Source organism: Agromyces sp. Marseille-Q5079, from assembly GCF_051016555.1.
GTDB lineage: Bacteria > Actinomycetota > Actinomycetes > Actinomycetales > Microbacteriaceae > Agromyces.
This window is the reverse complement of sequence record NZ_JBPEJF010000001.1, coordinates 547,183-570,017: the sequence shown is the minus strand read 5'-3', so window position 1 is coordinate 570,017 and position 22,835 is coordinate 547,183. Positions and strand designations below refer to the sequence as shown.

Below are 22,835 nucleotides of genomic sequence, written 5' to 3'. Positions count from 1 at the left end.
CCCGGCCCGGCGGGCCCGGCGCGTCCCTGCCCGACACGACCCGGTGCGGCGGGAGTCCCTGCCGCACCGGGCCTAGCGGCCCGACCCGCCTACCGGTCGGCGCCACCTTCGCCGTCGTGCGTCGGCGTGAGCACCACCTTGCCGCGGAGCCGGCCGGCCTCACCGAGCGCGTGCACCTCGGCGAGTTGCTCGAGCGGGTAGCGCGCGCTCACGTCGACCCGCAGTTCGCCGGCGTCGACCAGGTTCACCAGTTCGGCGAGCTGGGCGGCGTCGCTGCGCACGAAGAGGCTCACGGCACGGACGTCGCTGCCGGCGGGCACGACGCCAGGCGTGGTCGTCGAGACGAAGACGCCGCCGGGCTTCAGCAGCGCGACGAGCGCCGCGGTCTCCTCGGGCGACGTGCGCACGAGGTTCAGCACGGCGTCGACCGGCTCGGTCACGGCCGCCGCCACGGAGGTCGTCGTGTAGTCGACGACCTGAGCGGCGCCCTGCGCGGTGACGACGTCGCGGCTCCGGGGGCCGGCCGTCGCGATCACCGTCGCGCCGGCCCGGGCCGCGAGCTGCACGGCGAATCCGCCCACGCCGCCGCCGGCGCCGTTGACGAGCACGCGCTGTCCGGGGCGCACCTCGGCCTGCTCGACGATCGCCTGCCACGCGGTGAGTCCGCTCGAGGCCAGGGCCGCGGCATCCGCCAGTGGAATGGATGCCGGCGCAGCCGCGACGAGCTCGGCCGGCACCGCCGCGAACTCGGCGGAGGCACCGGGCGCGGTCATCGGCAGGAAGGCGACGACGTCGCGGCCGATGAGGTCGCCGGCGACGCCGCCGCCCACGGCGACGACCGTGCCGCTCACGTCGAAGCCCGGCACGTGCGGCAGGTCGACGGGGAACACCTGCGCGAGGAATCCTGCGCGAATGGTCGCGTCGACCGGGTTGAACGTGGTGCCGGCGACGCGGACGACGACCTCGCCGGGGCTGGCCTCGGGGCGGGGGAGCTCGGCTGCCTCGAGCACGGAAGACGGGCCGAACGAGGTGAACTGGATGGCGCGCATGGTGATGGGTCCTGTCTGGTTCTGGTTCTGGTTCTGGATGCGGGTGCGGGTCGGGGTCTCGGTGCGGGTCGGCGACATGGTCGTGATCAGGCCGCGAGACGCGGGTAGTCGGTGTAGCCCTGCTCGCCGCCGCCGTAGAGCGTGGCGCGGTCGGGGCTGTTCAGCTCGGCGCGGTTCGCGATGCGGTCGATGAGGTCGGGGTTGGCGAGCGCGAGCTGGCCGACGCTGACGACGTCGGCGAGGCCCTCGCGCACGTCCTGGGCGCGGCGCTCGATGTCGGCGCCCGCGCGGTTCAGCACGAGTCCGGTCGGCCAGCCCGAGCGGATGTCGCGCAGGAGAGCCTCGTCGCCCAGGTGCACGACGTGCAGGTAGGCGAGGCCGAGCGGTGCGAGCGCTGCGATGAGGGCGGGGTACAGCTCCGCGGCATCCGCTTCCTGGATGTCGCCGAGCGGGCTGCCGGGGCTGATGCGGAAGCCGACCCGGTCGGCGCCGATCTCGTCGGCCACGGCGGCGGCCACCTCGACGGGGAAGCGGATGCGGCCGGCGATGTCACCGCCGTAGCCGTCGGTGCGGAGGTTGGCGTTGGTGCTCAGGAACTGCTGGAGCAGGTATCCGTTCGCGCCGTGCAGCTCGACGCCGTCGGCGCCGGCAGCGACGGCCAGCCGCGCGGCGTGGCGGAAGTCGGCGATCGTCTGGGCGAGGTCCGCGTGCGACATCTCGCGCGGCACGGGCATCGGCTGCGGGCCGGATGCCGTGAACATGTCGCCCGCGGCCGCGATGGCCGACGGCGCGAGCGGCTGGCGGCCGTGAGGGGTGTTCGAGGGGTGCGCGACCCGGCCGACGTGCATGAGCTGCACCACGAGGGTCGAACCGGCCGCGTGCACGGCCTCGGCGACGCCGCGCCAGGCCTGCACCTGCTCGTCGGTGTGGATGCCCGGGGTCGCGAGATAGCCCTGCCCGTCCTCCGACGGCTGGGTGCCCTCGGTGATGAGCATCGCGAGGGAGGCGCGCTGGCGGTAGTACGTGCGCGTGAGGTCGGTCACGAGCCCGTCGCCGGTCGCGCGGCTGCGGGTCATCGGGGCCATCGCGAGGCGGTGCGCCAGGCGGATGCTGCCGAGCTGCGTCGGCGACCAGAGCGCGGCGGTGGCCTCGGCGGGGGCGGGGTCCGTGGTGCCGGCGCCGTTCTCGGTGCGGATGTCTGCGGTCATGTGGGCTAACTCCTTCGAATTCGAACTACCTTCATCCGTCACAACGCACGGCGCGCGGATCTATTCCAATTCGAACCAAATTCGGTGACATAGGATGCGGGCATGCCAGAGCCATCCGTTCCGCCGGCGCTGCCTCCGGAGTTCGGGGTCTACTTCGCGTTGCTCGAGGTCAGTGCGCTCGTGGAGCACGGAGTCGCGAGCCAGCTGCGACGCGACGGCGGCCTGAGCTTCGTGCAGTTCCAGATCCTCGCGATCCTCGGCGAAGCGCCCTCAACGCCGCGCACCATGACCGAGCTGGCCGACCGGCTCGTGCACAGCAAGAGCGGCCTCACCTACCAGGTCGACCGTCTTGAGCAGGCGGGCCTGGTCGCCCGCACCCCGTCGACCGAGGACGAGCGCAGCGTGACCGTGATGCTCTCCCCAGAGGGCGCGTCACGGCTCGAGCGGGTGCTGCCCGGTCACGTCGACGTCGTGCGCGGCATCCTCGTCGAGGCGCTGGATGAGGACGACCGCGCCGACCTCACGCGCCTGCTCGGCCGCGTCGTCCAGCACATGCGCGCCCGGCCGCCTCGCTCCGCGCGGGCCTGACCGGTCCGAATGGCGGATGCCGCCGCCGTGCGGGCACCCATCCGCAGCGCCGGACGATCCGAGGACGACGTCCGATTCCCGCCTGCCTCGACGGGCACCAGGCGCCGCCGAGGGGCGATCATGGAAGCATGACCCGGCGCCACGCGACCCTCCCGACCGAGCTCGGCGACCTGCTCGTCGTCGCCGACGGCGAGGCGCTCGCGGGCATCACGTTTCCGGGGCACTGGCATCCGCTTCCCGCGGACGCGCTCGGCGTCGAGGTCGAGGCGAGTCGCGACCCGGTCATCACGCGCTTCGGCGTGGAGCTCGCCGAGTACCTCGCGGGCACGCGCACCGAGTTCGACCTGCCGATGGCGCCGGCCGGCGACGAGTTCCAGCACGCGGTCTGGCAGATGCTGCGCGACATCCCCTATGGCACGACCGTCACCTACGGCGAACTCGCGCTGCAGCTCGGCGACCGCAACCTCGCGCGCCGGGTCGGCAACGCGGTCGGGCGCAACCCGCTGAGCATCATCGTGCCGTGCCACCGCGTGGTCGGCGCCGACGGATCCCTCACCGGCTACGCCGGCGGCCTCGAGCGCAAGCGATTCCTGCTCGAACTCGAGGGCGCCCCGGTGGTCGCGCAGGCCCGCCTGTTCTGAGGGCCTCCGCGCGTCACTTCTTGTCGTCGTGCCTCCGGTCGGTGTCCGTGTACTCGCCGTCGACCTCGCCACCGGTCTCGGCGGCCTCGGTTCCGTCGGGGAGCTCGAACTCCGTGTAGTTGCCCTCGACGTCGGCGTCGCCGCGTTCGGGGTTGTGCCGCCGGGGTTCCGTTGCATCCGTCATCATCGCTCCGTTCGTCGGGTGCGCGCCTCGCGCAGCTCTTGGCACGCCGTTCGCGCACTCCCACTCTCGCCGCGCGCGCCGCAGATGGGCAGGGCTTGACAACGACGCGTGCGGTGCGCGGTGAGATGCACGACACGAGGGCGGATGCCGCGGCATCCGCCGTCGTGCGCTGTCGGGGTCGTGATCAGCGGGCCGAAGACGCCGAATGGCTGCGCGTCTGAGGTCCCACGCGGCCATCTGAGGTGCCCGGCGGCCATCTGAGGTAGGTCGGGTGCGGCATCCGACGCGAGGACGCCCCGAAGATAGGGCACCCGCCCCATGCCGCCCGCCCACCTCAGCGACGAATCTGATCTCAGGCGGCCGGAAGGGCCGCGAATGCCCCAGAAGGGAACGGGATCATGAGCCTCGCATACGGATACCTCGCAGAGACGATGCAGAGCCACGACGAGCGCGAGGCGGCTCGTATCCACGAGCAGCGCCTCGCCGTGGCCGACCGGCGCGCATTCGACGCCGAGCGTGCGGCCCGCGACGGACAGGTCGCGGTGGCGGGCGCCACTCCGAGCCGACTGCACCGGCTCGCCGAGCGGATGCACCTGATCGCCTCCACCGGCGATCACCAGGGTGCCCGCGCCGCGCACTGATCGCCGAGGGGGTCTCCCCGATCGCTCAAGGGGCGTGGTCGCGAGCCGCTACTCGCGACCGCGCTCCACGTTCGGTTCGGACAGGCGGGGCGGTTCGCCTGCGATGCCGAAGCCCCATGTTTCGGGCGCGTGCTCCGAACCCCGTTCGGACGCGACCTCGTCGCCCTCCACCCGGGTCATCGGCAGGTCGGCCCAGTCCTCCTCGTCGCGGTTGCCGGCCGGGTTCGCCGCATTCGTCGACGTGTCACTCATGATGGTGCTCCTTCCTCCACACCACGTTTCCACCGCGGGTCCGTGGCCGCGAGTGGGTTGACATCGACGATCGGAGCGCGCGCGACTCGGTTGCGCCGACGTCGTGCGCGTCAGGCGGCTGGCCGCCGCACGAGGAAGACGTCGATCTCGTCCTCGTCCTCGGACTCGAACACGAACCCGTGCCGTTCGTAGAGCCCTCGCGCCCGGCTGCCCTGCAGTACGTCGAGGCGCACGGTGGCTTCGCCGGTCTCGGCGAGGAGTCGTACGAGCACGGCTGAACCGATGCCCCGCCCCTGCGCCGACGGCTCCACGTAGAACAGCTCGAGCCACCAGCCGGCGTCGCCGTCGGCACCGGCATCCGGGCGGAGCGAGACGGAACCGATCGGCCCGCTGTCGACCTCGACGATGCGGGTGTGCGCGACGGAGAACGCCGCGAGCACGCGGTCGCGAGAGCGTTCCGGATGCCACCGGCCGAGCCGTTCGAGGTCGGCGCGCATCGTGCGCTCCTTCAGGTCGACCACGTAGTCGGCGTCGTCCGATCGGCACGGTCTGAGTTCGAGTGAGGCCTGCATCCCCTTCACGTTCGCACGCTCGGCCGCTCGGCCGAAATCGGCGGCCGCCGAAACTTTGTTGTGTTTTGCAACGCGAATCGGGAATGCCCGCCCTGCGGCATCCGTTGGCCCTCACTATGACAACGATCGGAATCATCGGAGCAGGACACATCGGCAGCCAGGTCGCACTCGCGGCGGTGGCGAACGGCTACGAGGTGGTCATCTCCAACTCGCGCGGCCCCGAGACCCTTGCCGAACTCGTCGACGAGCTCGGCCCCAACGCCACCGCAGCCACCGCGGAAGAGGCCGCCAAGGCCGCGGATGTCGCGGTCGTGACCGTGCCGTTCAAGGCGTACGGCGCCGTGCCGGTCGAGCCGCTCGCCGGCAAGATCGTCATCGACACGAACAACTACTACTGGGAGCGCGACGGCCACGTGCCCGCGCTCGACGAGGGCCGCGACACCGTGAGCGGCATGCTGCAGCAGCACCTTCCGACCAGCCGCGTCGCCAAGGGCTTCAACCACATCACGGCCGCCGACATCACCGTCGCGGGTTCACCTGCCGGCACGCCCGGTCGCCGCGCACTCGCGACCTCGAGCGACCACGCGGACGCCGCGCAGTTCGTCACCGACCTCTACGACCAGTTCGGCTTCGACACCGTGAACATCGGCCCGCTCGCCGAGAGCTGGCGCGTCGAGCGCGACCAGCCCGCGTACGTCGTGGCGCAGAACCGCGACGAGCTCGTCGCCAACCTCGCCAAGGCGGAGCGCGCCGGCGAGAACGCCGCGTAGTCACGGAACCTTTCGAGCCGGTTATCGCCTGCGGGCGGTAACCGGCTCGTCGCGTCTCGGGGCGCGGCGCGGCCGGGGCGCGCTCAGTCGAGTGCCGGAGTGCCGGAGTGCCGGAGTGCCGGAGTGCCGGAGTGCCGGAGTGCCGGAGTGCCGGAGTGCCGGAGTGCCGGAGTCTCCGTACGTCAGGACGACGGCGCCGAGGCGAGCATGCTCAGTCGAGCGCGCCGAGCGACCTCGCGAACGTTCGCATACGGTCGGCGAGGGCGTCGGGCACCTCGGCGGCCGTGAAGTGCCCGCCCTCGTCGAGTCGTTCGAACACCCGGAGGTCGAGGTAGTGCCGGCGCGCGAGCGATTCGGGATAGGTCGCCTCGTGCCGCTGGATGTGCACGACCGCGGGCACCGAGGTCGGCGGGATGGGATCGGGCTGGTCGGCGCCCTCGTGGTAGGGCCGGAAGGATGTGCCGATCGACTGCGTGACCCAGTAGATCATCGCCTCGGTGAGGATGCGCTCGCGCGCGATGCGTCGCTCGACGGCCTGCGGATGCCCCGTCGGGGTGTCGCTCCACTCGACGAGCTTCTCGGCGAGCCAGGCCAGCAGGCCCGCGGGGGAGTCGTTGAGCGCGACCGCGAGCGTGTCGGGCCGGGTCGACTGCACGTGGCCGTAGGCGCCGTTCGCCTCGTGGAACGCCGCGATGCCGGCGAAGAACGCGCGCTCGCCGGGATCGGTGAGGGCGGCGCGCTCGTCGCCGTTCGGGAAGTGCGCGTGCGTCGCCATGATGCCGACGACCTGCTCGGCATACGTGGCCGCGATGAGGTCGCTGACGTTCGCCGTGACGTCTTCGCCGTACGTGAAGTAGCGCTCGTATCCGAGCACCTCGGTCATGAGCGCGTGCATGGTCGCGGCGATGCGCGTCTCGCTCATCGGACCGTCGGCGTAGGGCGACGAGAACGCGAAGCCGGGCAGACTCGCGACCACGACGTGGAAGTCGGGCAGCCGGTCGGCGAAGTCGAGCTGCAGCGCGAACGTGTGCGGCCAGCCGTGCATGACGAGCAGCGCCGGGGCATCCGCTCGCTCCGACAGAAGGTGCGCGAAGTGCACCGAGGCATCGCCGACCTGCGCGACGAACTGCGGATGCCCGTTGAGCCACGCCTCGCGGGCCCGCCAGTCGAAGGTGATCCAGGACTCGACGAGCTCGCGCAGGTACCCGGTGTCGAGGCCCGAGGCCGGCTTGCGCGGGGAATCGCCGAGCAGGCGCGTGCGGGCGAGGCGATCGCGCAGGTCGGCGAGGACCTCGTCGGGAACGTGCAACTCGAACGGAAGCGGTTCGGTCATGCGCCGAATCTAGCCCCGGCCACCGACAGCGGAATGCACCCGTTCTGGGGGGATGAAACCGCATTCCACCGCGATCGCGACGCACTACGGTCGGATGCGTACCGACACTCGCTCGCGGCAATGGCGCCGCTCGCGAGGCCCGATGCCGGTATGAGACCCGGGATGCCCCGAGCTGCGATCCGTCGCGCCCGCTCGAGCCTCGACGGTGCTCGCCAAACCCCCGCGGAACCGCACCACCCATGCGGATGGCGAGAACCGGAATACCGACGCGCCCTGCGAAGGCAGGTCACGCGGCACAGAGCCTGACAATCCGAATCAGGCGGGCGGCGGCTGCCGATGGCGGCCGCCGCCTTGCGTCCGCCGGGCGCGGCGCACGGCGAGCGGCGCACGGCGAGTGGCGCACGGCGAGTGGCGGACGGCGTCGGCGCAGCGCGCGCCACACGAACCGCGCACGTCGCGCATCGCGAACGCCGCACGGCGCGCCCGAACCGGGACCCGCGGCATCCGCTCGCTCAGGTCACCAAGCGATGAGCTTCTCGGGGGTCACGCGGATGATGGTGCTGTACTTCGCCGCCATCGACTCGACCGTGAGCTTCAGCGGCGGCAGGTCGTGCTCGTACTTGGCCAGGTAGGCCTCGCCGATCGCGGGCAGCCATGAGGTCGCCGCGTCGGAGAGCACCTCGGCCGTGCCCTGCAGCACCGTGAGCTGCTCCTCGTCGTGCCCAGACTCGAGGTGCACGAGGACCCGCCCGTCGCGGGTCGCGTTGCGCACCTTGACCGCGCCCGGCTCGCTCAGGATGACGACGGCGCCCTCGTGCCAGAGGAACCACACCGGCACCGCGTGCGGGTGCCCGCTGCGGCTGATCGTGCCGAGCCAGGCGATGCGCTCGCTCGCGAGGCGGGACAGGGCACGGGCGTGCACCTCGTTGTCGGCGTCGAAGGCGAAGGGCTCGGCGGGCGTCGTGGACGCGGGCGCGGCGGTTGCGGTCGCGGCGGATGCTGCGGTGTCGGTCATCGGTGTCCTTCCGTCGATTCCGAGCCTACGTGCGGGGTCCGACACGCATGCAGGGTGCGACACGCGGGCGGCGTGCGTCGAGCGGTCACGTTTGGTCGGCTCGGCGGCGTGCGAAACCGCAGAACGTGACCGCTCGACAGGATGGGGTCGGCGTGGCGCGGCATCCGGCGATGTGACAGGCGGATGCCGCGCCGCAGGCGGATGCCGCGCCGCAGGAGCCCCCGTGGGTAGCGCGGACGCTTGTGGCGGCTTGGCGCACCTGCAGCCAGCCACAAGCGTCCGCGCAACCTCGCGAGGGGTCCGCGCAACCTCGCGAGGCGTCTCGCGAGCCCGCGCGGCGCCCGCTCCTACTTCACCCGCTTGAGCTGCGCCACCGCCTTCGCGACGAGCACGGTCGCCTGCTGCACGTCGCGCTGCGTCGCGCGCGACCCGGCGAGCACGACCTCGCCCACGGCGACCGCGTCGTCGAGCCTGGCGACGGATGCCGCGGTGAACCGGTCGCGATCGATGCGCGCCGCGCCGGCCAGGGCGACGTCGAGCACCTTCGTGCGCACGGTGCTCGCGGGCTCGACGGCCACGAGCCGCACGTCGTCGAGCACGCCCCACGCGCCGCCGCTCAGCGAGAACGCGGCGGAGACCGTGACGACCCCGTCGGCGCCGACGACGACCGACGGCACGGTCGCGGTGTGGAACTCGTTCCACGCGGTGAACTCCATCGGGGCGCTCCACGATCCGGCCGAGGTGGTCGCCGACAGCACGCGCGAGTCGGTGCCGGGGCTGTTCGTGCCCTGCGTGGTCGCCTGCAGCGAGTAGGTGCCGGCGGGCACGCCCGTGATCGTCTGCGTCGCCGAGGCCTGGAACGCGGATCCGTTCCAGAACGTCACGGCGGTGCCGCCGTCGGAGGCATCCGACGTGGGGTTGGGCCAGGCGTAGCCGGCGAACGCCCAGGCGCTGTGCGAGGCATCCTCGAAGCTGTGGTCGACGACGTGGTTCTTCGCGAGCACCGTGACCGTCGCCGTGACCGACAGGCCCGCCGCGGTCGTGCCCGGGATCGAGTACTCGCCGGGTCCGCGGATCCACGACACGGCGGTGCTCCAGGTGACGGCGGGGTGCTCGACGGTGCCGTCGTTGTACGAGACGTCGAGGGTCGACGGCAGCACGACGGGCGAGCCGTCGGTCACCGTGACCTCGACCGCGCCGACCTGCGTGATCACGCGCGGCGCGACGGCGCCGGTGCGGGCGTACTCGAACGTGCGCAGCGACTCGAGGGCGGCGCCGTCGAAGCCGAAGAGGCCCTGGTTGTCCCAGGCGGAGCCGCCGTAGAACTCGCCGACGTGCACGGGGTCGTACTCGGAGGCGGCCGAGGTCGCCCAGCCCGATCCGTACTGCTCCCACAGCGCGCGGTTCGCCTCGAGCGCCGAGGGGGGACCGACGGGCACCCACGCGGGCTCCCAGTAGAAGACGCCGATGCCCGCGGAGCCCACGGCCGAGACCGCCGCGATGACGTCGCGGAGCTCGGTCGCCTGGCCTTGCACGCTGGCCGGGTACTGGTCGGTGATGGTGCCCGAGCCGATGACGTTGGCGTACCCGTCGCCGTCGTCGAGGGTGTGCGCCCACGACGTCTCGGCGACCATGACCTGCTTGCCGTAGGTGTTCGCGACCTGCGTCAGGGCCGCGGTGAGGTTCGCGGTCGTGCCGTGCCAGTACGGGTAGTACGAGCTCGCGAACACGTCGTAGTCGACGCCGTACGTGTCGAGCCCGGCGGCGTAGGTCGCGTAGCGGTTCGGCGTCTCGGGGTTCGTGAAGTGCACGGCGACGAGCGCGTCGGGCAGCACCTCGCGCACGGCGCTGCTGCCGGCCTGGATGAGGTCGGCGAACGTCTCGTCGATCGCGGTTCCGGCCCGCGTGTAGCCCGCGATGGCGTTGTTCGTCTCGTTGCCGACCTGCACCATGGTCACGTCGACGCCCGCGTCCTCGAACGATTGCAGCGTCGCGGCGGTGTAGTCGTGCAGGGCCGTCTCGAGCGCTGGCGCATCGAGCCCCGCCCACGCCTTGGGCGCGAGCTGGCGGCCGGGGTCGGCCCAGAAGTCCGAGTAGTGGAAGTCGACGAGCACCCCGAGACCCGCGGATGTCGCGCGCTCGCCGATCTCGACGGCGCGCGCGGCGTCGACGTTGCCGCCGCCGTAGCCGCGGCCCGCGGCGTCGGACGGGTCGTTCCACACGCGGATGCGCACGGTGTTGACGCCGCTGTCGGCGAGCACGTCGAAGAGGTCGGCCGGCTGCCCCGCGGCATCCCGGAACACGACCCCGCTCTCCTCGAGCGAGAGCACCGACGACACGTCGACGCCGTTCACGAAGTCGGGCGAGAGCCCGTCGACCTTCTGCACGAAGATGCCGGCGTCGACCGGGCCGTCATCGGCCGCGGTGTCGGCGGCCCAGGCCGCGGGCGTCAGTGCCGCCCCGGTCAGGGCGAGGCTCAGCGCCGCGGTGGCCGCGACGCCTCCCGGTCCTCTCGTCGTTCGGTTCCACATGGTGCCACTCCTCTCGGACGGCGGCCCCGCGGGTCGGCCCGCCATCGAGGAGAGCGGATGCCGCGGCGCTGCGGTGTTCGTTCCGCCCGGGCGGGCGGAACGCGGTGGTGCTGGTGGTGCGGTGGTGCGTGGTGCCGGTGGTGCGGTCAGCTCATCGCTGCTCCGTCCACAGCGGGGCCTCGACGAGTCGTACGGCGTCGAGGGCGATGAGGGGGGTTTCGGATGCCACGTGCCCGGCCTCGGCCCGACGGGCGGCGGCCGCCTCGGGCAGGTGCACGGCCGCGTCGGGGTGCAGCGGCAGCACCCGCAGCGTCAGCTCCGCGGCATCCGCGAGGTCGAGCGCGTCGAGGCCGATGGTCCACGTCGTGCCGTCCCAGAAGCGGTCGGCGACGACGACGCCGTCGACCTCGAGCCGGGCGACGTCGCCGGCCCAGTCGACCTCGAGGTACCGTCGGGCGCCGCTGCCGGCGGGCAGCGTGAACGTCCAGGCGGTGGCGTGGCGGGCGACGTCCTCGCGCGACGGCGCCGAGGCGCGGCCGTGGCGCTCGCCGTAGCTCGGGCGCGGCGCCTCGCCGGGGGCGGGCTCGCCGACGGCGACGACCGCGGTGCCGCCGATCTCGCCGGGCGCCGGGGCGACGACGACGGCCGCGAATCTCCCCGTCGCGGCGGAGTACTCGTGCACGTCGGGGTCGGCGGCGGCGCGCACGGCCAGGCGCCCGTCGGCGTCCTCGAAGACGGCGTCGCCGCTCAGCACGAGGCGTCGGCGCCCGCTCTCGTCGAGCACCCAGACGCGATCGGCGGATGCCGCGGGCAGCACGAGCACGTGCAGCCGTCCGCCGTCGTGCTCGAGCGTCAGGCGGCGCGGCGCCGCGGCGTCGACGAGCACCACGCGCGGGGCGGGGAAGGTGAGCACCGCGGCGTCCGCGGGGGAGTCGGCGTCCTCGGCGAGCGTCACCGAGGCGGCGGTCGCGAGCTCGACCGGGATGCCGGGCTCGGCCACGAGCACGAGGGTCGGGGCGGCATCCGCGGCATCCGCGGCATCCGACCCGGGCAGCACCGTGAGCGGCGACGCGGTCGCCCAGTCGAGGCGCACACCACCGAGTTCGAGGCACAGCGGCCAGTGCGCGATCGTGCCGACGGGCACGTCGACGGGCGCATGCGGCACCACGAGCGGGCCGTCGTCGAGATTCACCTCGAACTGCACGCCGCGCACGGTGTCGAGGGGCACGTGCGGCTGCTGCCAGGTGATGAACAGCCAGCCGGATGCCCCGTCGCTGCGCAGCGCCCAGCGCAGCGTCTCGGTGTCGTCGACGTCCGTCGGATGCTGCGCCGGCAGCGTCGAGGGCATGGGCGCGAGCCGGTCGCCGAACGCCGCGAGGAACGCGTGCTGGCGGCGGAGCGGCGCGTGGCCGGATCCGAGCCGGCCGGCCGCGCCGATGGGGGCGTGGAAGTCGTAGTCGAACTCGGGCAGGTCGTTCGGGTAGTCGCTCGCGTGCGACTCCTGCAGTCCGGGGCGCGGGTTCGAGCCCCCCGCGTACATGTAGTAGCCCTGCCAGCCCGAGCCGTTGCCGACCTTGTTGTGCGCGACCGCGGCGACATCCGCCCCGCTCAGCAGTGGTCGCCGGTGGTAGGCGGTGGCCATGCCGCCGCCGAGCTCGCACGTCGCGGCCGGGAAGGATGCCGAGGGCAGGCGCGGCGTCTCGGGGCGGCGCCCGATGCCGGGGTGCGCGCGCAGGTCGGCGCCGATGCCAGGGTCGTCCCACGTGTGCGAGAAGAAGAAGTGCTCGCGGAACGTGGTGTCCCAGGCGTGGTCGGCGTCGACCCAGAAGCCGTCGCCGTAGCCGCCGTAGAGGGGGAGCACCTCGGCGTCGGGCAGCTCGGCGCCGCCCCACGCGGTGGCCGTGTAGATCGGCGCGACGAGTCCGTGCCCACGGGCGATGCGCTTCAGCGTGGCGAGGTGGCCGGGCTGGTCGTAGAGCTCGTTGTCGAGCTGGATCGCGATGACGTTGCTCGACGGCCCGCAGAGGTGGGCGAGCTGCGCGCCGAGCGCGGCGAACCACGCGTCGACGAGCTCGAGGTAGCCCGGATCGTCGGTGCGGTGCGCGACGGGAGCCAGCTGCACCCAGTCGGGGAATCCGCCGTTGCGCACCTCGCCGTGGATCCACGGGCCGATGCGCAGCACGACGTCGAGTCCGGCCTCGGCCGCGGTGCGCACGAAGGCGGCGACGTCGAGGTCGCCCTCGAAGCCCGGCCGCCCCTGTACTGGCTCGTGGTGGCTCCAGATGAGGTACGACGCGACGACGGTGACGCCGCCCGAGCGCATGAGGCGGAGGCGCTCGGCCCACTCGGCGCGGGGCACGCGGCTGTAGTGGAACTCGCCCGAGACCGGGATCACGGGGATGCCGCGCTGCTCGACGAACCGGTTCGTGAGGGAGATGCGCTCGTGCCGGTCGAGCTCGGTGCTCATCGCCGGGCGCGTGAGCGGCTCGGCCCACGGCTCGTGCGTCACCGTGGACGGCTTCACCGCGGGCGGCGTCACCGTGGACAGCGGATGCTGCGAAGGCATGGGCATTCTCCCTTGAATCTGTGTGCGCTCACAGTTCTAGCACAGCAATGCATCACTGCAACATCCGGATGTCCGGAGTTGACAGCGTTGCACGGGCTGTGTATTACTGGGATCGCTCACAGGCACAACGTCGTCCTTCTCGGTCGCGTGGAGCTCTGGGCACCTGCACTCACAGCTTTCGACAAGGAGGACGAATGCGTTCCACAATCCGTACGGGCGCGATCGCGGCGATGGCCGCCGCAGCGCTCATCATGACCGGGTGCTCGGCCGACAGCGGCTCGGAGGGCACCGCCGACGACCCCGTCGAGCTCACCTACTGGGCATGGGCCCCCAACCTCGACAAGGTGGTCGACATCTGGAACGAGGAGCACCCCGAGATCCAGGTCACCGTCAACAAGCAGGACGGCGGCGACCCCGCCATCACCAAGCTCCTCACGGCCATCAAGGCCGGCAGCGGAGCCCCCGACCTCATCCAGGCCGAGTACCAGAAGATCCCCACGCTCGTGGCATCCGACGCGCTCGCCGACATCGCCGACCAGGTGGGCGACGACGTCGCCGGCCAGTTCCCGGCCGGCGTCTGGGACTCCGTCACGCTCGGCGGCGACGCGGTCTACGCCGTGCCGCAGGACACCGGCCCCATGATGTTCTTCTACCGCGACGACATCTTCAGCGAACTCGGCCTCACCGTGCCCACCACGTGGGACGAGTACGCCGAGACCGCGAAGGCGCTGCACGCCGCCGACCCGACCAAGTACCTCGGCACCTTCTCGGCGAACGACGCCGGCTGGTTCGCGGGCCTCTCGCAGCAGGCGAAGGCCGAGTGGTGGTCGATCGACGGCGACAGCTGGGGCGTCGGCATCGACGAGGAGCCCACGCAGAAGGTCGCCGAGTACTGGGGCGGCCTCGTCGCCGACGGCAGCATCGACAACAAGCCGATGTACACGCCCGAGTGGAACGCCGGCCTGAACGACGGCACGCAGGTCGGATGGCTCGGCGCCGTCTGGGGCCCGGGCGTGCTCTCGGGCAACGCCCCCGACACCGCCGGCCTCTGGAAGGCCGCGCCGCTGCCCACCTGGGACGGCGACGTCTCCAACGGCAACTGGGGCGGTTCGTCCACGGCCGTCACCTCGCAGTCGAAGAACGCCGCGGCGGCGACCGAGTTCGCCACCTGGCTGAACACCGACCCCGAGGCCGTCGGCGCACTCGTCGAGCAGACCGGCATCTACCCCGCAGCGACGGATGCCGCGGCATCCATCCTCACCGAGGCGCCCGAGTTCTTCAGCAACCAGCCCGACTTCTACGACGTCGCCGCTGAAGCAGCTCAGGCCGTCGCCCCGTTCACCTACGGACCCAACGTCAACGTCGCGTTCAGCGCGTACAACGACGAGTTCGCCAAGGCGGCCGAGGTCAAGACGGTCGACGCGTTCCTCGCCGCGGTCGCCGCCATGCAGGCGATCACGATCGACGACCTGAAGTCGAGCGGCTTCTCGGTCTCCGAGTAGTCCGCCCCGGGAGGGGGCGCCCGAGCGGCGCCCCCTCCCGTCTTCACCCAGCACTCCGGCGTTCAGGAAGGACCCGAACCATGACCGCCACGGTCGACGCCCGCAGCGGCGGAACCCCGCCGGCACCGCCGGCATCGCGGCATCCGCGTGCCAGGCGAAGCCGCACCAAGGGAGCCCTCACCCCCTGGCTGATGCTCGCCCCGGGCATCGTGCTCTTCACGGTGTTCATGGCCGCGCCGATCCTCTACACGTTCGTGCTCTCCTTCCAGAAGGAGCAGGTCAAGGGCCTCGGCCTCGGCTCCGGCTCCCGCACGCGCGAGTTCGCCGGGCTCGAGAACTACGTCGCGACGCTCACCAGCCCCGAGTTCCTCGCGAGCGTCGGCCGCGTGCTCGTCTACGGGCTCATCCTCGTGCCGACGATGCTCGGCCTCGCCCTGCTCTTCGCCCTGCTGCTCGACGCCCGCCGCACCGGCGCGAAGAGCGTCAGCCGGGTCTCGATCTTCCTGCCCTACGCCGTGCCCGCGGTCATCTCGTCGCTGCTGTGGGGCTTCCTCTACCTGCCGGCCGTGAGCCCCTTCTACTGGATCTTCGAGCAGCTCGGCTGGGACGACGTGCCCTCGCTGCTCTCACCGGGGCTCGTGATCTTCGCCATCGCGAACATCGGCCTCTGGGGCGGTGTCGGCTTCAACATGATCGTCATGTACACCTCCCTCAAGGCGGTGCCGAGCGACATCTACGAGGCCGCGCGCATCGACGGGGCATCCGAGGTGCAGATCGCCTGGCGCATCAAGGTGCCGATCATCATGCCGGCGCTCATCATGACCGCCCTGTTCTCGATGATCGCGACCCTGCAGGTCTTCGCCGAGCCGACGACGCTGCGACCGCTCACGAACAGCCTCTCCACGAGCTGGTCGCCGCTGATGCTCGTCTACCGCGACGCGTTCACGCGCGACGACATCTACTCGGCGGCCGCGACCTCGATCGTCATCGCGATCGCCACGTTCGCCATCTCCTTCTTCTTCCTCCGCGTCGTGCAGCGACGCGCCTTCGGCCAGGAGGACTGAGCCATGACCATCACCGACCAGACCCGCGCCCTGGTGATGCCCGAGCTCACCGAGCGCTCCGGGCGTTCCGGGCGCCGCGCCCCGCGCGACCCGCGCGTGCCCGTGGCCGTCGCCCCGACCGCCGTGCTGCTCATCGGCGCGATCTACTGCCTGCTGCCGGTCGCCTGGGTGCTCATCGCGTCGACGAAGGACGCCTCCGAGCTGTTCTCGACGTTCACCTTCGCGCCCTCGACCCACCTGTGGGAGAACATCGTCGACCTCACGGCCTACCGTGACGGCCTCTACTGGCGGTGGATGCTGAACACCGCGCTCTACGCGGGCGTCGGCGCGATCATCTCGACCTACATCTCGGCGCTGTCGGGGTACGCGCTCGCGAAGTACGTGTTCCCGGGCAAGGGCACGGTGTTCCGGATCCTGCTCATGGGCGTGCTCGTGCCGGGCGTGATCCTCGCGATCCCGCAGTACCTGATGCTCGCGCAGGTCGGCCTCACGAACACGTACTGGTCGGTGCTGCTGCCGCAGCTCATCAGTCCGTACGGCATCTACCTCGCCCGCATCTACGCCGCGGCGGCCGTGCCGACCGAGATCGTCGAGTCGGCCCGCACCGAGGGCGCCGGCGAGCTGTTCATCTTCCACCGCATCGCGCTGCCCATGATGGGACCGGGCCTCGTGACGATCTTCCTCTTCCAGTTCGTCGCGGTCTGGAACAACTTCATGCTGCCGTACATCATGCTGGGCGACGACCGGCTCTTCCCGATCACCGTCGGGCTGTCGGGGCTGCTGAACCAGGGCGCGTCGCTGCCGTCGATGTACACGCTCGTCATCACGGGGGCGCTGCTCTCGATCGTGCCCCTCATCGCGCTCTTCCTCGTGCTGCAGCGGTACTGGCGGGTCGACCTCGCCGCCGGTGCGGTGAAGGCGTGACCCGAGCGGATGCCGCGGGGCCGCCGCCGGGCGATGCGCCGCGCCAGGGCGGCGGGCGTTCCGGGGTCGGCCGCACCTACACTGGCCACGTGAGCGACCAGACTCCGCGCAAGCGCCCCACCATCGAGGATGTCGCGCGCGTGTCGGGCGTCTCGCGCGGCACGGTCTCGCGCGTGCTGAACGGCGGTCACTGGGTCAGCCCGCCGGCGCGGGAAGCCGTCGAGGCCGCCATCAAGAAGACCGGCTACCGCATCAACCCGCACGCCCGCAATCTCGCGACCGCGCGCGCCAACTCCGTGGCGTTCCTGCTCACCGAGTCGCACGACCGCCTCTTCGAGGACCCGAACTTCTCCGTGCTCATGAGGTCGGCCGCCGATGCGCTCGCCGAGCGCGACCTGCCGCTCGTGCTGCTCATGGCCGGATCCGACGACGAGCAGCGCCGTGCCACCGACTTCATCATGGGCGGCCACGTCGACGGCGCCCTGCTCGTGTCCTCGCACCGCGGCCGCGAGGGGTTCCTCAAGCGCCTCGTCGAGGCCGAGGTGCCGCTCGTCTCGTGCGGCGTGCCGCTCGGCTACGAACGGCGCATCGGCTTCGTCTCGGCCGACGACCGCGAGGGCGCGCGTGACGCGGTCGCGTACCTGCGCGAACGCGGACGCGAGCGCATCGCGACCATCACCGGCCCGCAGGACACGTCGGGCGGCGTCGGCCGACTCGACGGCTACCGCGAGGAGCTCGGCGAAGGGTACGACGAACGCTACGTCGCCTACGGCGACTACTCGCGTGCGAGCGGTGTGCGCGCCATGGAACTCCTGCTCGAGCAGGCGCCCGACCTCGACGCGGTGTTCGCCGCGAACGACGTGATGGCCGCGGGGGCGCTCGACGTGCTCCGCGCGCGCGGTCGTCGCGTGCCCGATGACGTCGCGGTCGCCGGCTTCGACGACGCCCCCATCGCGACGCGCCTCGACCCGCAGCTGACCACCATGCGCCAGCCGTTCGACCGCATCGCGCACGAGATGGTGCGCATGCTCCTCGACGTGTTCGACGGGCGGCCCGCCGGGCGCATGACCCTGCCGACCGAGCTCGTGATCCGCGAGTCCGCGTAGCGGCATCCCCCGTTCCCGGGCCGGGCCCGGGCGTGTGCGGCGTGCGTCGGATGCGACGCGGAGGCCGCAGGGCAGACCTGCGTACCCGTTCGGGCAGGCCACTGGCCGCACGTGCGCGCTGGCGATACGTTCGGTCCGAGTGCGGGAGGACGTCGGTGGCGGAACGCGTATGCGAGGTGTGCGGCGAGGCGAACAAGGTCGGCGCGCGCTTCTGCCGCGCCTGCGACACGTACCTCGGATGGGACTCCGGCGGTGCGACGCTCGACGGGGAACCGCTCACGGGCCTCGTGCCGACCATCGTCGATCCGGTGGATCCGGTCGATCCTGTTGATCCTGTTGATCCTGTTGATCCTGTTGATCCTGTTGATCCTGTTGATCCTGTCGATCCCGTGGAGACGCAGCCGTCGGCCGGGGCCCAGCCCGCGGCATCCGCCCAGCCCGCGGCATCCGCTCAGCCGGACGCGACGGCGCCCCTGGTGACCGGCCCCGGCTCGACGTCGCCGTCGGCGGCCTCGGCGACGCCGTCGCACCTCACGTCCGCCGCGCGCGTCGAGGCGCCCGAGGCCGTGCTCGAGCCGGGTGAGGCCACGGTCGCACCGGGCACGCCGGCGACGGTCGTGCTCCGGCTCACGAACCCGTCGTCGATCGTCGACGGGTACGAGATCGCACCGGTCATCGCACCCCAGTGGCTCGTGTTCTCGCACGGCGACGCGCACCTCATGCCGGGGCAGGAGCTCGCGGTTCCCCTCACCCTCGGCGTTCGCGACGACGAACTCGTGTTCGCCCAGCGCGTGGCGCTCACGATCCGGGTCTCCTCGCGTGCCGATCCCGCCAGGAGCGCCGAGCTGGCGTTGCAGCTGACGGTCCCGCCGCTCGGCCCGAGCGCGACGCTCGAGGTGCGTCCGAGCCTCATCCGGCTCGAAGACCTGGCCGCGGGCGAGTTCACGGTGCGCCTCGACAATCGCGCGGCGAACTTCCCGCAGACGATGCGGCTCACCGCGAGCGATGCCGAGGGGGTCGTGCGCTTCGCATTCGCGCCCGAGGTGGTCGCCGTTCCCGCGGGCCAGGTCGTCGAACTGCCGGTCTCGTTCAGCGCACCCGAACCGGAGCCCGGCCGTGAATTCAGCCGGCAGGTCACCGTCGAGGCCGGCAACGACGCCGGACGCGCCGCGGTGCCGCTGACCCTCGTGCAGCGGACCACGGCGGAGCCCGTCGACCAGCCGGTGCGCGTGCGCGTCGAGCCGAGTTCGCTGCGCGTCGAGCGAGGCAACCTGGCCGAATTCGATGTGTTTCTCGACCACCGAGGCGGGCAGCGCGAGACGACGGTCGCGCTCACGGCCCGCGACCCGGCCCGCGCCATGGGCTTCGCGTTCAGCTCGGAGCAGGTCGTGCTCGCTCCGGGAACCGTCTCCCGCGTGCGGGGTCGGCTCTCGGCGCCGCTGCCGCAGCGCGGTGAGACCGTGCAGTACGCGTTCTCGGTCGTCGCCTCCGATGGTGTGCAGGACGTCGAGGCGGCCGGCATGGTCGAGCTCTCGTCGCCGCCTGAGCCGATCCTCACGGCGACGCTTCGCGTCGACCCGCCGTCGCAACTCGTCGTGAACGAGCGGCGGGCCTCGTTCGACGTCACGGTCGACAACCGTCGCGGCGTGGAGGCGCTCGGCGTGCGCCTCTCGGGCTCGTCCGAGGACGGCACCGCCCGGCTCGAGTTCACGCCCGCCGAGCTCGTCGTGCCGCCAGGCGAGGTGATCGGGACGCGGCTCGTCGTGGACGCGCCGCGGCCGGAGCCCTCGGAGTCGGCCACCCGGCGATTGCGACTCCTCGCGACCGACGGCGTGCGTTCGATCGAGGCGCAGGCCGTGTTCACCCAGGCCACGGCGGATCGCCGTCCGATCGTGAGTCGCGTGCTCGTCATCATCGGGGGCCTCCTCGTCATCTTCGGCGCGCTGGCGGAGTGGTTCGCCGGATTCCCGCCGTTCCTGCCCTCGATCGAGCTGATCGCCGCCCTCGCGCGGTCGCAGGTCGACCTGAGCGACCTCTCGCTGACCGAGCCAGCCGTCCGCACCCTGGTGCTGCTCTTCGCCGCCCTCATGCTCCTCGGCCTGATCGGCTCGAAGGGCCGCCTCACGAGGGTGAGCGCGGTGCTCGTCGTGCTGATCACCGTGGCGTGGCTGATCTTCCTCGCGGTCGTCGCCGCGGTGCCGGGACTGGGCATCGGCCTGCCGCTCGTCTGGATCGGCGCCGTGCTCGGGTTCATCGGCGGAGTGCTCGCCCGTCCACGGCCGGAGTGAGGCCGCCGCGCCGATCCGCACCCGTGCGTGCGGCGCCGTGTCGTGCGCCGGTCAGTCCTCCGAGATCTCCGCCACGGTCTCCGCGGTCTCGGTCGCCGAGAGCGAGAGGGCGATGTCGGCCTGGCTGATGATGCCGACGAGGTCGTGCCCGTCGATCACGGGCAGGCGGCGCACCTGGTGGTGCTGCATCGTCTCGAGGGCCTCGCGGATGTCGTCGTCGACGCCGATCGTGACGGGCTTGCCCTCGGCGAGGGCGCCGGCCGTGACGTTGGACGGATCGCCGCCGTCGGCGATGCACTTCACCACGATGTCGCGGTCGGTGAGCATGCCCTTCAACCGGTCGTCGTTGCCGCAGATGGGCAGGGCGCCGACGTCGAGCTCGCGCAGCAGTCGCGCGGCCTCGACGAGGGTCTGGTCCTCCTTCACGCAGGTGACGTCGGGGGTCATGAGGTCGCGTGCCACGGTCATCGGGTGCTCCAATCGTGTGCGGCCGGTCTCGTCGTGCGGTCCGGCCATGCGGGCATCGTAGGCACGGTCGCGACCCGGCCGCCCGGGGGTTGACGCGGAGGGTGCGGGTGCGCATCGGCGAGCCCTGCGCGTCATCGGCGGCCGAGCGGATGCCTCGGGTCGGCCGCGGACGCAGGCGGACGGTCGCAGCTCAGGACGTCCTCGCCGAGTTCGGCCTGACGCGGCGCCCATCGCCTGAATCGGAGAGGGCGGATGTCACGAGATCGGTCGATCCGGGAGGGGTGCGTTCGTCGAGAGGGTATGACGACGAAACGCACGCATCGACGACCGGGCTCGCCGTACGAGCCGCCCCTCGACCTCGCGCACGACCTCCATGACGCCCGCATCGCGGAGGCCGAGATCGCGTGGATCGTGTCCAAGCGCGGTGCCGCCATGCGGAGCCGCGACGCCGACTGGCTCGCCGCCCGCTACCTCCCGGGCGCGCCGGTGGTCGGCCCGACCCCGCCGGTCACCCGGATCGCCGACCCGCGGCTCGACGCCGTGCGAATCGGGGAGTGGTTCGACCTGCTGCAGGGCCGCATCCGGTGGTCCGTGCGCATCGAGGGCCTCGACCTCGCGGGCGACGCCGCGGTCTGCCGCACGACGGAGCGGGTGTCGTACCGCGCCCTCTGCCTGGACCGGGTGCGGGCGACCCTCGAGACCACCATCGGGCTGCGGCGACTCGGCGATCGATGGCTGATCGACTGGGAGCAGGCCGTCGACGCTTGAGCGCGGGCGCGCACCTAGGCTGGTGATCCTCACCCCCCAGGAGGCACCGTGGCGCAGAAGGTCATCGTCATCACCGGCGCGAGCGACGGCATCGGTCGGGCGGCGGCCCGCAAGCTCGCCGCCGACGGGCATCGCGTCGTCATCGTCGGACGTTCCCCGCAGAAGACGCAGGCGCTCGCCGATGAGCTCGGCGTCGAGCACCACCTCGTCGACTTCGCCGACTTCGGCTCCGTGCGCGCGCTCGCCGCAGAGCTCGCGGCGCGGCATCCGCGGATCGACGTGCTCGCCAACAACGCCGGCGGCGTGTTCGGCAAGGAGCGCGAGCTCACGCGCGACGGACACGAGATGACCTTCCAGGTGAACTACCTCGCGCCGTTCCTGCTGACGCAGCTGCTCATGCCGACGCTCATCGACTCGCGGGCGACGGTGATCAACACCTCGAGCCTCGCCAATCGGCTGTTCGCCAGGTTCGACCTCGACGACCTCGAGTCCGAGTACGGGTACCGTCCGGTGCGGGCGTACGGCAACGCGAAGCTCGCGCAGATCCTCTTCACGAAGGAGCTCGAGCGGCGCCACGGCGACGACGGCGTGACCTCGACCGCGTTCCACCCCGGCGCGATCGCGACGAACTTCTCCGCCGACAGCGGGTCGGGCATGGCCGGGCTGTACCGCTGGCGCCTGCGCGACCTCGTGCTCGCGTCGCCCGAGAAGGGTGCCCGGTCGCTGGTCTTCCTCGCCGAGGGCACGCCCGGCCGGGACTACCCCACCGGGCGGTACTACACGAACTCCAAGCCCGCACGCGCGAGCCGGCGCGCCGACGACGTCGAGCTCGCACGGGCGCTCTGGGATCGCTCCGTCGCCATGCTCGAGGTCGCACCGTCCGGTCGCTGAGCAGGTGAATGTCGGAGGTCCTCCCTAGCGTTGGGATCTTCGGTTCGCACCGGAGTCCCCCGCAGGAGACGACCATGGGGTTCGACTCGCTCAGTTCCATCCAGCTCGGCAGCGCCTCCGGTGCGCTGTCCGGCGCCGACCGCGTGCGGTTCGCCGACGACGTCAATCAGCTCGAGCTGCGGCTCGCGATCATCGACGATCGCTTCGAACGGCTCGCCTCGAGGCCGGATGACGCGTACCGGGCGTTCCGGCGCGACACCCTCGCGCGGCTGCGCGACCTCGCCGCCCGGGCCCACCTGCTCGAGACCGAACGGAAGATCGGGCCGGGCGAGCGCCGCAGGGTCGCCGCGCTGCTCGTGGCGCTGCGCGCCCGGGTCGTCGCGCTCGACGCCCGTCACGACGAGCTCGGCGATCGTCGTCGACTCCACGGCGGCGGCGCGGCCTGATCACCGCGCGGTAGCGGGGCGGGGCAGC

Annotated in this window: 23 protein-coding genes; 13 read left to right on the top strand and 10 right to left on the bottom strand. The window is 72.0% G+C overall.

Annotation, left to right across the window (positions count from 1 at the left end; genetic code table 11):
- Nucleotides 1-89 precede the first annotated feature (89 nt).
- The gene (locus ACR3IO_RS02655; RefSeq protein ID WP_434069606.1) at nt 90-1,127 is read right to left on the bottom strand and encodes an NADP-dependent oxidoreductase; all 1,038 of its coding nucleotides are present in this window, start codon (nt 1,125-1,127) and stop codon (nt 90-92) included.
- A gap of 8 nt (nt 1,128-1,135) precedes the next feature.
- A complete protein-coding gene (locus ACR3IO_RS02650) occupies nt 1,136-2,257 on the bottom strand; it encodes an alkene reductase (RefSeq protein ID WP_434069605.1) in 1,122 nt (373 codons plus the stop codon).
- Nucleotides 2,258-2,359: 102 nt separating this feature from the next.
- Here ACR3IO_RS02650 and ACR3IO_RS02645 point away from each other — a divergent pair, with 102 nt between their 5' ends.
- Nucleotides 2,360-2,845: a MarR family winged helix-turn-helix transcriptional regulator gene (locus tag ACR3IO_RS02645; protein ID WP_434069604.1), complete on the top strand. Its 486-nt coding sequence runs from the start codon at nt 2,360-2,362 to the stop codon at nt 2,843-2,845.
- 128 nt (nt 2,846-2,973) lie between these two features.
- Nucleotides 2,974-3,486, top strand: a complete 513-nt coding sequence (locus ACR3IO_RS02640; protein ID WP_434069603.1) for a methylated-DNA--[protein]-cysteine S-methyltransferase — start codon at nt 2,974-2,976, stop codon at nt 3,484-3,486.
- A gap of 13 nt (nt 3,487-3,499) precedes the next feature.
- On the opposite strand, the gene ACR3IO_RS02635 is transcribed toward ACR3IO_RS02640, so the two are convergent.
- On the bottom strand, nt 3,500-3,670 hold the full coding sequence (locus ACR3IO_RS02635; protein WP_434069602.1) for a hypothetical protein: 171 nt from the start codon (nt 3,668-3,670) through the stop codon (nt 3,500-3,502).
- Between the two features lie 95 nt (nt 3,671-3,765).
- Between ACR3IO_RS02635 and ACR3IO_RS02630 the strand changes: the two genes are divergently transcribed.
- A complete protein-coding gene (locus ACR3IO_RS02630; protein ID WP_434069601.1) occupies nt 3,766-3,891 on the top strand; it encodes a hypothetical protein in 126 nt (41 codons plus the stop codon).
- Nucleotides 3,892-4,068: 177 nt separating this feature from the next.
- Nucleotides 4,069-4,311: a hypothetical protein gene (locus ACR3IO_RS02625; RefSeq protein WP_434069600.1), complete on the top strand. Its 243-nt coding sequence runs from the start codon at nt 4,069-4,071 to the stop codon at nt 4,309-4,311.
- A gap of 48 nt (nt 4,312-4,359) precedes the next feature.
- On the opposite strand, the gene ACR3IO_RS02620 is transcribed toward ACR3IO_RS02625, so the two are convergent.
- Nucleotides 4,360-4,563, bottom strand: a complete 204-nt coding sequence (locus ACR3IO_RS02620) for a hypothetical protein (protein ID WP_434069599.1) — start codon at nt 4,561-4,563, stop codon at nt 4,360-4,362.
- Between the two features lie 110 nt (nt 4,564-4,673).
- A complete protein-coding gene (locus tag ACR3IO_RS02615) occupies nt 4,674-5,135 on the bottom strand; it encodes a GNAT family N-acetyltransferase (RefSeq protein ID WP_434069834.1) in 462 nt (153 codons plus the stop codon).
- Between the two features lie 116 nt (nt 5,136-5,251).
- Here ACR3IO_RS02615 and ACR3IO_RS02610 point away from each other — a divergent pair, with 116 nt between their 5' ends.
- A complete protein-coding gene (locus ACR3IO_RS02610) occupies nt 5,252-5,905 on the top strand; it encodes an NADPH-dependent F420 reductase (protein WP_434069598.1) in 654 nt (217 codons plus the stop codon).
- Between the two features lie 211 nt (nt 5,906-6,116).
- On the opposite strand, the gene ACR3IO_RS02605 is transcribed toward ACR3IO_RS02610, so the two are convergent.
- The 4 genes from ACR3IO_RS02605 to ACR3IO_RS02590 form a co-directional block, all read right to left on the bottom strand.
- The gene (locus tag ACR3IO_RS02605) at nt 6,117-7,238 is read right to left on the bottom strand and encodes an epoxide hydrolase family protein (RefSeq protein WP_434069597.1); all 1,122 of its coding nucleotides are present in this window, start codon (nt 7,236-7,238) and stop codon (nt 6,117-6,119) included.
- A 517-nt stretch (nt 7,239-7,755) separates the two neighbouring features.
- Nucleotides 7,756-8,253 carry a pyridoxamine 5'-phosphate oxidase family protein gene (locus ACR3IO_RS02600; protein ID WP_434069596.1) on the bottom strand — a complete coding sequence of 166 codons (498 nt, stop codon included), beginning with the start codon at nt 8,251-8,253 and terminating at the stop codon, nt 7,756-7,758.
- A 347-nt stretch (nt 8,254-8,600) separates the two neighbouring features.
- Complete coding sequence (locus ACR3IO_RS02595; RefSeq protein ID WP_434069595.1) at nt 8,601-10,784, bottom strand: glycosyl hydrolase 53 family protein; 2,184 nt, start codon at nt 10,782-10,784, stop codon at nt 8,601-8,603.
- A 151-nt stretch (nt 10,785-10,935) separates the two neighbouring features.
- The gene (locus tag ACR3IO_RS02590) at nt 10,936-13,350 is read right to left on the bottom strand and encodes a beta-galactosidase (RefSeq protein WP_434069594.1); all 2,415 of its coding nucleotides are present in this window, start codon (nt 13,348-13,350) and stop codon (nt 10,936-10,938) included.
- A gap of 194 nt (nt 13,351-13,544) precedes the next feature.
- On the opposite strand from ACR3IO_RS02590, the gene ACR3IO_RS02585 reads away from it, so the two are divergent.
- From ACR3IO_RS02585 to ACR3IO_RS02565, 5 genes are all read left to right on the top strand, one after another.
- Nucleotides 13,545-14,852 carry an ABC transporter substrate-binding protein gene (locus ACR3IO_RS02585; RefSeq protein WP_434069593.1) on the top strand — a complete coding sequence of 436 codons (1,308 nt, stop codon included), beginning with the start codon at nt 13,545-13,547 and terminating at the stop codon, nt 14,850-14,852.
- Between the two features lie 80 nt (nt 14,853-14,932).
- Nucleotides 14,933-15,916 carry a carbohydrate ABC transporter permease gene (locus ACR3IO_RS02580; RefSeq protein ID WP_434069592.1) on the top strand — a complete coding sequence of 328 codons (984 nt, stop codon included), beginning with the start codon at nt 14,933-14,935 and terminating at the stop codon, nt 15,914-15,916.
- Between the two features lie 3 nt (nt 15,917-15,919).
- Nucleotides 15,920-16,840, top strand: coding sequence for a carbohydrate ABC transporter permease (locus ACR3IO_RS02575; RefSeq protein ID WP_434069591.1), 921 nt, complete (start codon nt 15,920-15,922; stop codon nt 16,838-16,840).
- A gap of 89 nt (nt 16,841-16,929) precedes the next feature.
- On the top strand, nt 16,930-17,946 hold the full coding sequence (locus ACR3IO_RS02570) for a LacI family DNA-binding transcriptional regulator (protein WP_434069590.1): 1,017 nt from the start codon (nt 16,930-16,932) through the stop codon (nt 17,944-17,946).
- Between the two features lie 155 nt (nt 17,947-18,101).
- The gene (locus ACR3IO_RS02565; protein ID WP_434069589.1) at nt 18,102-20,234 is read left to right on the top strand and encodes a COG1470 family protein; all 2,133 of its coding nucleotides are present in this window, start codon (nt 18,102-18,104) and stop codon (nt 20,232-20,234) included.
- A 51-nt stretch (nt 20,235-20,285) separates the two neighbouring features.
- On the opposite strand, the gene ACR3IO_RS02560 is transcribed toward ACR3IO_RS02565, so the two are convergent.
- Nucleotides 20,286-20,702, bottom strand: coding sequence for a CBS domain-containing protein (locus ACR3IO_RS02560; protein ID WP_434069833.1), 417 nt, complete (start codon nt 20,700-20,702; stop codon nt 20,286-20,288).
- A gap of 300 nt (nt 20,703-21,002) precedes the next feature.
- Between ACR3IO_RS02560 and ACR3IO_RS02555 the strand changes: the two genes are divergently transcribed.
- The 3 genes from ACR3IO_RS02555 to ACR3IO_RS02545 all read left to right on the top strand — a co-directional run bounded on the left by ACR3IO_RS02555 (nt 21,003) and on the right by ACR3IO_RS02545 (nt 22,807).
- On the top strand, nt 21,003-21,470 hold the full coding sequence (locus ACR3IO_RS02555) for a hypothetical protein (protein WP_434069588.1): 468 nt from the start codon (nt 21,003-21,005) through the stop codon (nt 21,468-21,470).
- Nucleotides 21,471-21,518: 48 nt separating this feature from the next.
- On the top strand, nt 21,519-22,361 hold the full coding sequence (locus ACR3IO_RS02550) for an SDR family NAD(P)-dependent oxidoreductase (protein WP_434069587.1): 843 nt from the start codon (nt 21,519-21,521) through the stop codon (nt 22,359-22,361).
- 74 nt (nt 22,362-22,435) lie between these two features.
- Nucleotides 22,436-22,807 (top strand): hypothetical protein, encoded by a 372-nt coding sequence (locus tag ACR3IO_RS02545; protein WP_434069586.1) that lies wholly within the window; start codon nt 22,436-22,438, stop codon nt 22,805-22,807.
- The last annotated feature ends 28 nt before the right edge of the window (nt 22,808-22,835 follow it).

Coding starts and splice junctions, on each gene's coding strand:
- ACR3IO_RS02655 (WP_434069606.1), bottom strand. CDS start 1,127: ATGTCGCCGACCCGCACCGAGACCCCGACCCGCACCCGCATCCAGAAC.
- ACR3IO_RS02650 (WP_434069605.1), bottom strand. CDS start 2,257: ATGACCGCAGACATCCGCACCGAGAACGGCGCCGGCACCACGGACCCC.
- ACR3IO_RS02645 (WP_434069604.1), top strand. CDS start 2,360: ATGCCAGAGCCATCCGTTCCGCCGGCGCTGCCTCCGGAGTTCGGGGTC.
- ACR3IO_RS02640 (WP_434069603.1), top strand. CDS start 2,974: ATGACCCGGCGCCACGCGACCCTCCCGACCGAGCTCGGCGACCTGCTC.
- ACR3IO_RS02635 (WP_434069602.1), bottom strand. CDS start 3,670: ATGACGGATGCAACGGAACCCCGGCGGCACAACCCCGAACGCGGCGAC.
- ACR3IO_RS02625 (WP_434069600.1), top strand. CDS start 4,069: ATGAGCCTCGCATACGGATACCTCGCAGAGACGATGCAGAGCCACGAC.
- ACR3IO_RS02620 (WP_434069599.1), bottom strand. CDS start 4,563: ATGAGTGACACGTCGACGAATGCGGCGAACCCGGCCGGCAACCGCGAC.
- ACR3IO_RS02615 (WP_434069834.1), bottom strand. CDS start 5,135: ATGCAGGCCTCACTCGAACTCAGACCGTGCCGATCGGACGACGCCGAC.
- ACR3IO_RS02610 (WP_434069598.1), top strand. CDS start 5,252: ATGACAACGATCGGAATCATCGGAGCAGGACACATCGGCAGCCAGGTC.
- ACR3IO_RS02605 (WP_434069597.1), bottom strand. CDS start 7,238: ATGACCGAACCGCTTCCGTTCGAGTTGCACGTTCCCGACGAGGTCCTC.
- ACR3IO_RS02600 (WP_434069596.1), bottom strand. CDS start 8,253: ATGACCGACACCGCAGCATCCGCCGCGACCGCAACCGCCGCGCCCGCG.
- ACR3IO_RS02595 (WP_434069595.1), bottom strand. CDS start 10,784: ATGTGGAACCGAACGACGAGAGGACCGGGAGGCGTCGCGGCCACCGCG.
- ACR3IO_RS02590 (WP_434069594.1), bottom strand. CDS start 13,350: ATGCCTTCGCAGCATCCGCTGTCCACGGTGACGCCGCCCGCGGTGAAG.
- ACR3IO_RS02585 (WP_434069593.1), top strand. CDS start 13,545: ATGCGTTCCACAATCCGTACGGGCGCGATCGCGGCGATGGCCGCCGCA.
- ACR3IO_RS02580 (WP_434069592.1), top strand. CDS start 14,933: ATGACCGCCACGGTCGACGCCCGCAGCGGCGGAACCCCGCCGGCACCG.
- ACR3IO_RS02575 (WP_434069591.1), top strand. CDS start 15,920: ATGACCATCACCGACCAGACCCGCGCCCTGGTGATGCCCGAGCTCACC.
- ACR3IO_RS02560 (WP_434069833.1), bottom strand. CDS start 20,702: ATGACCGTGGCACGCGACCTCATGACCCCCGACGTCACCTGCGTGAAG.
- ACR3IO_RS02555 (WP_434069588.1), top strand. CDS start 21,003: ATGACGACGAAACGCACGCATCGACGACCGGGCTCGCCGTACGAGCCG.
- ACR3IO_RS02545 (WP_434069586.1), top strand. CDS start 22,436: ATGGGGTTCGACTCGCTCAGTTCCATCCAGCTCGGCAGCGCCTCCGGT.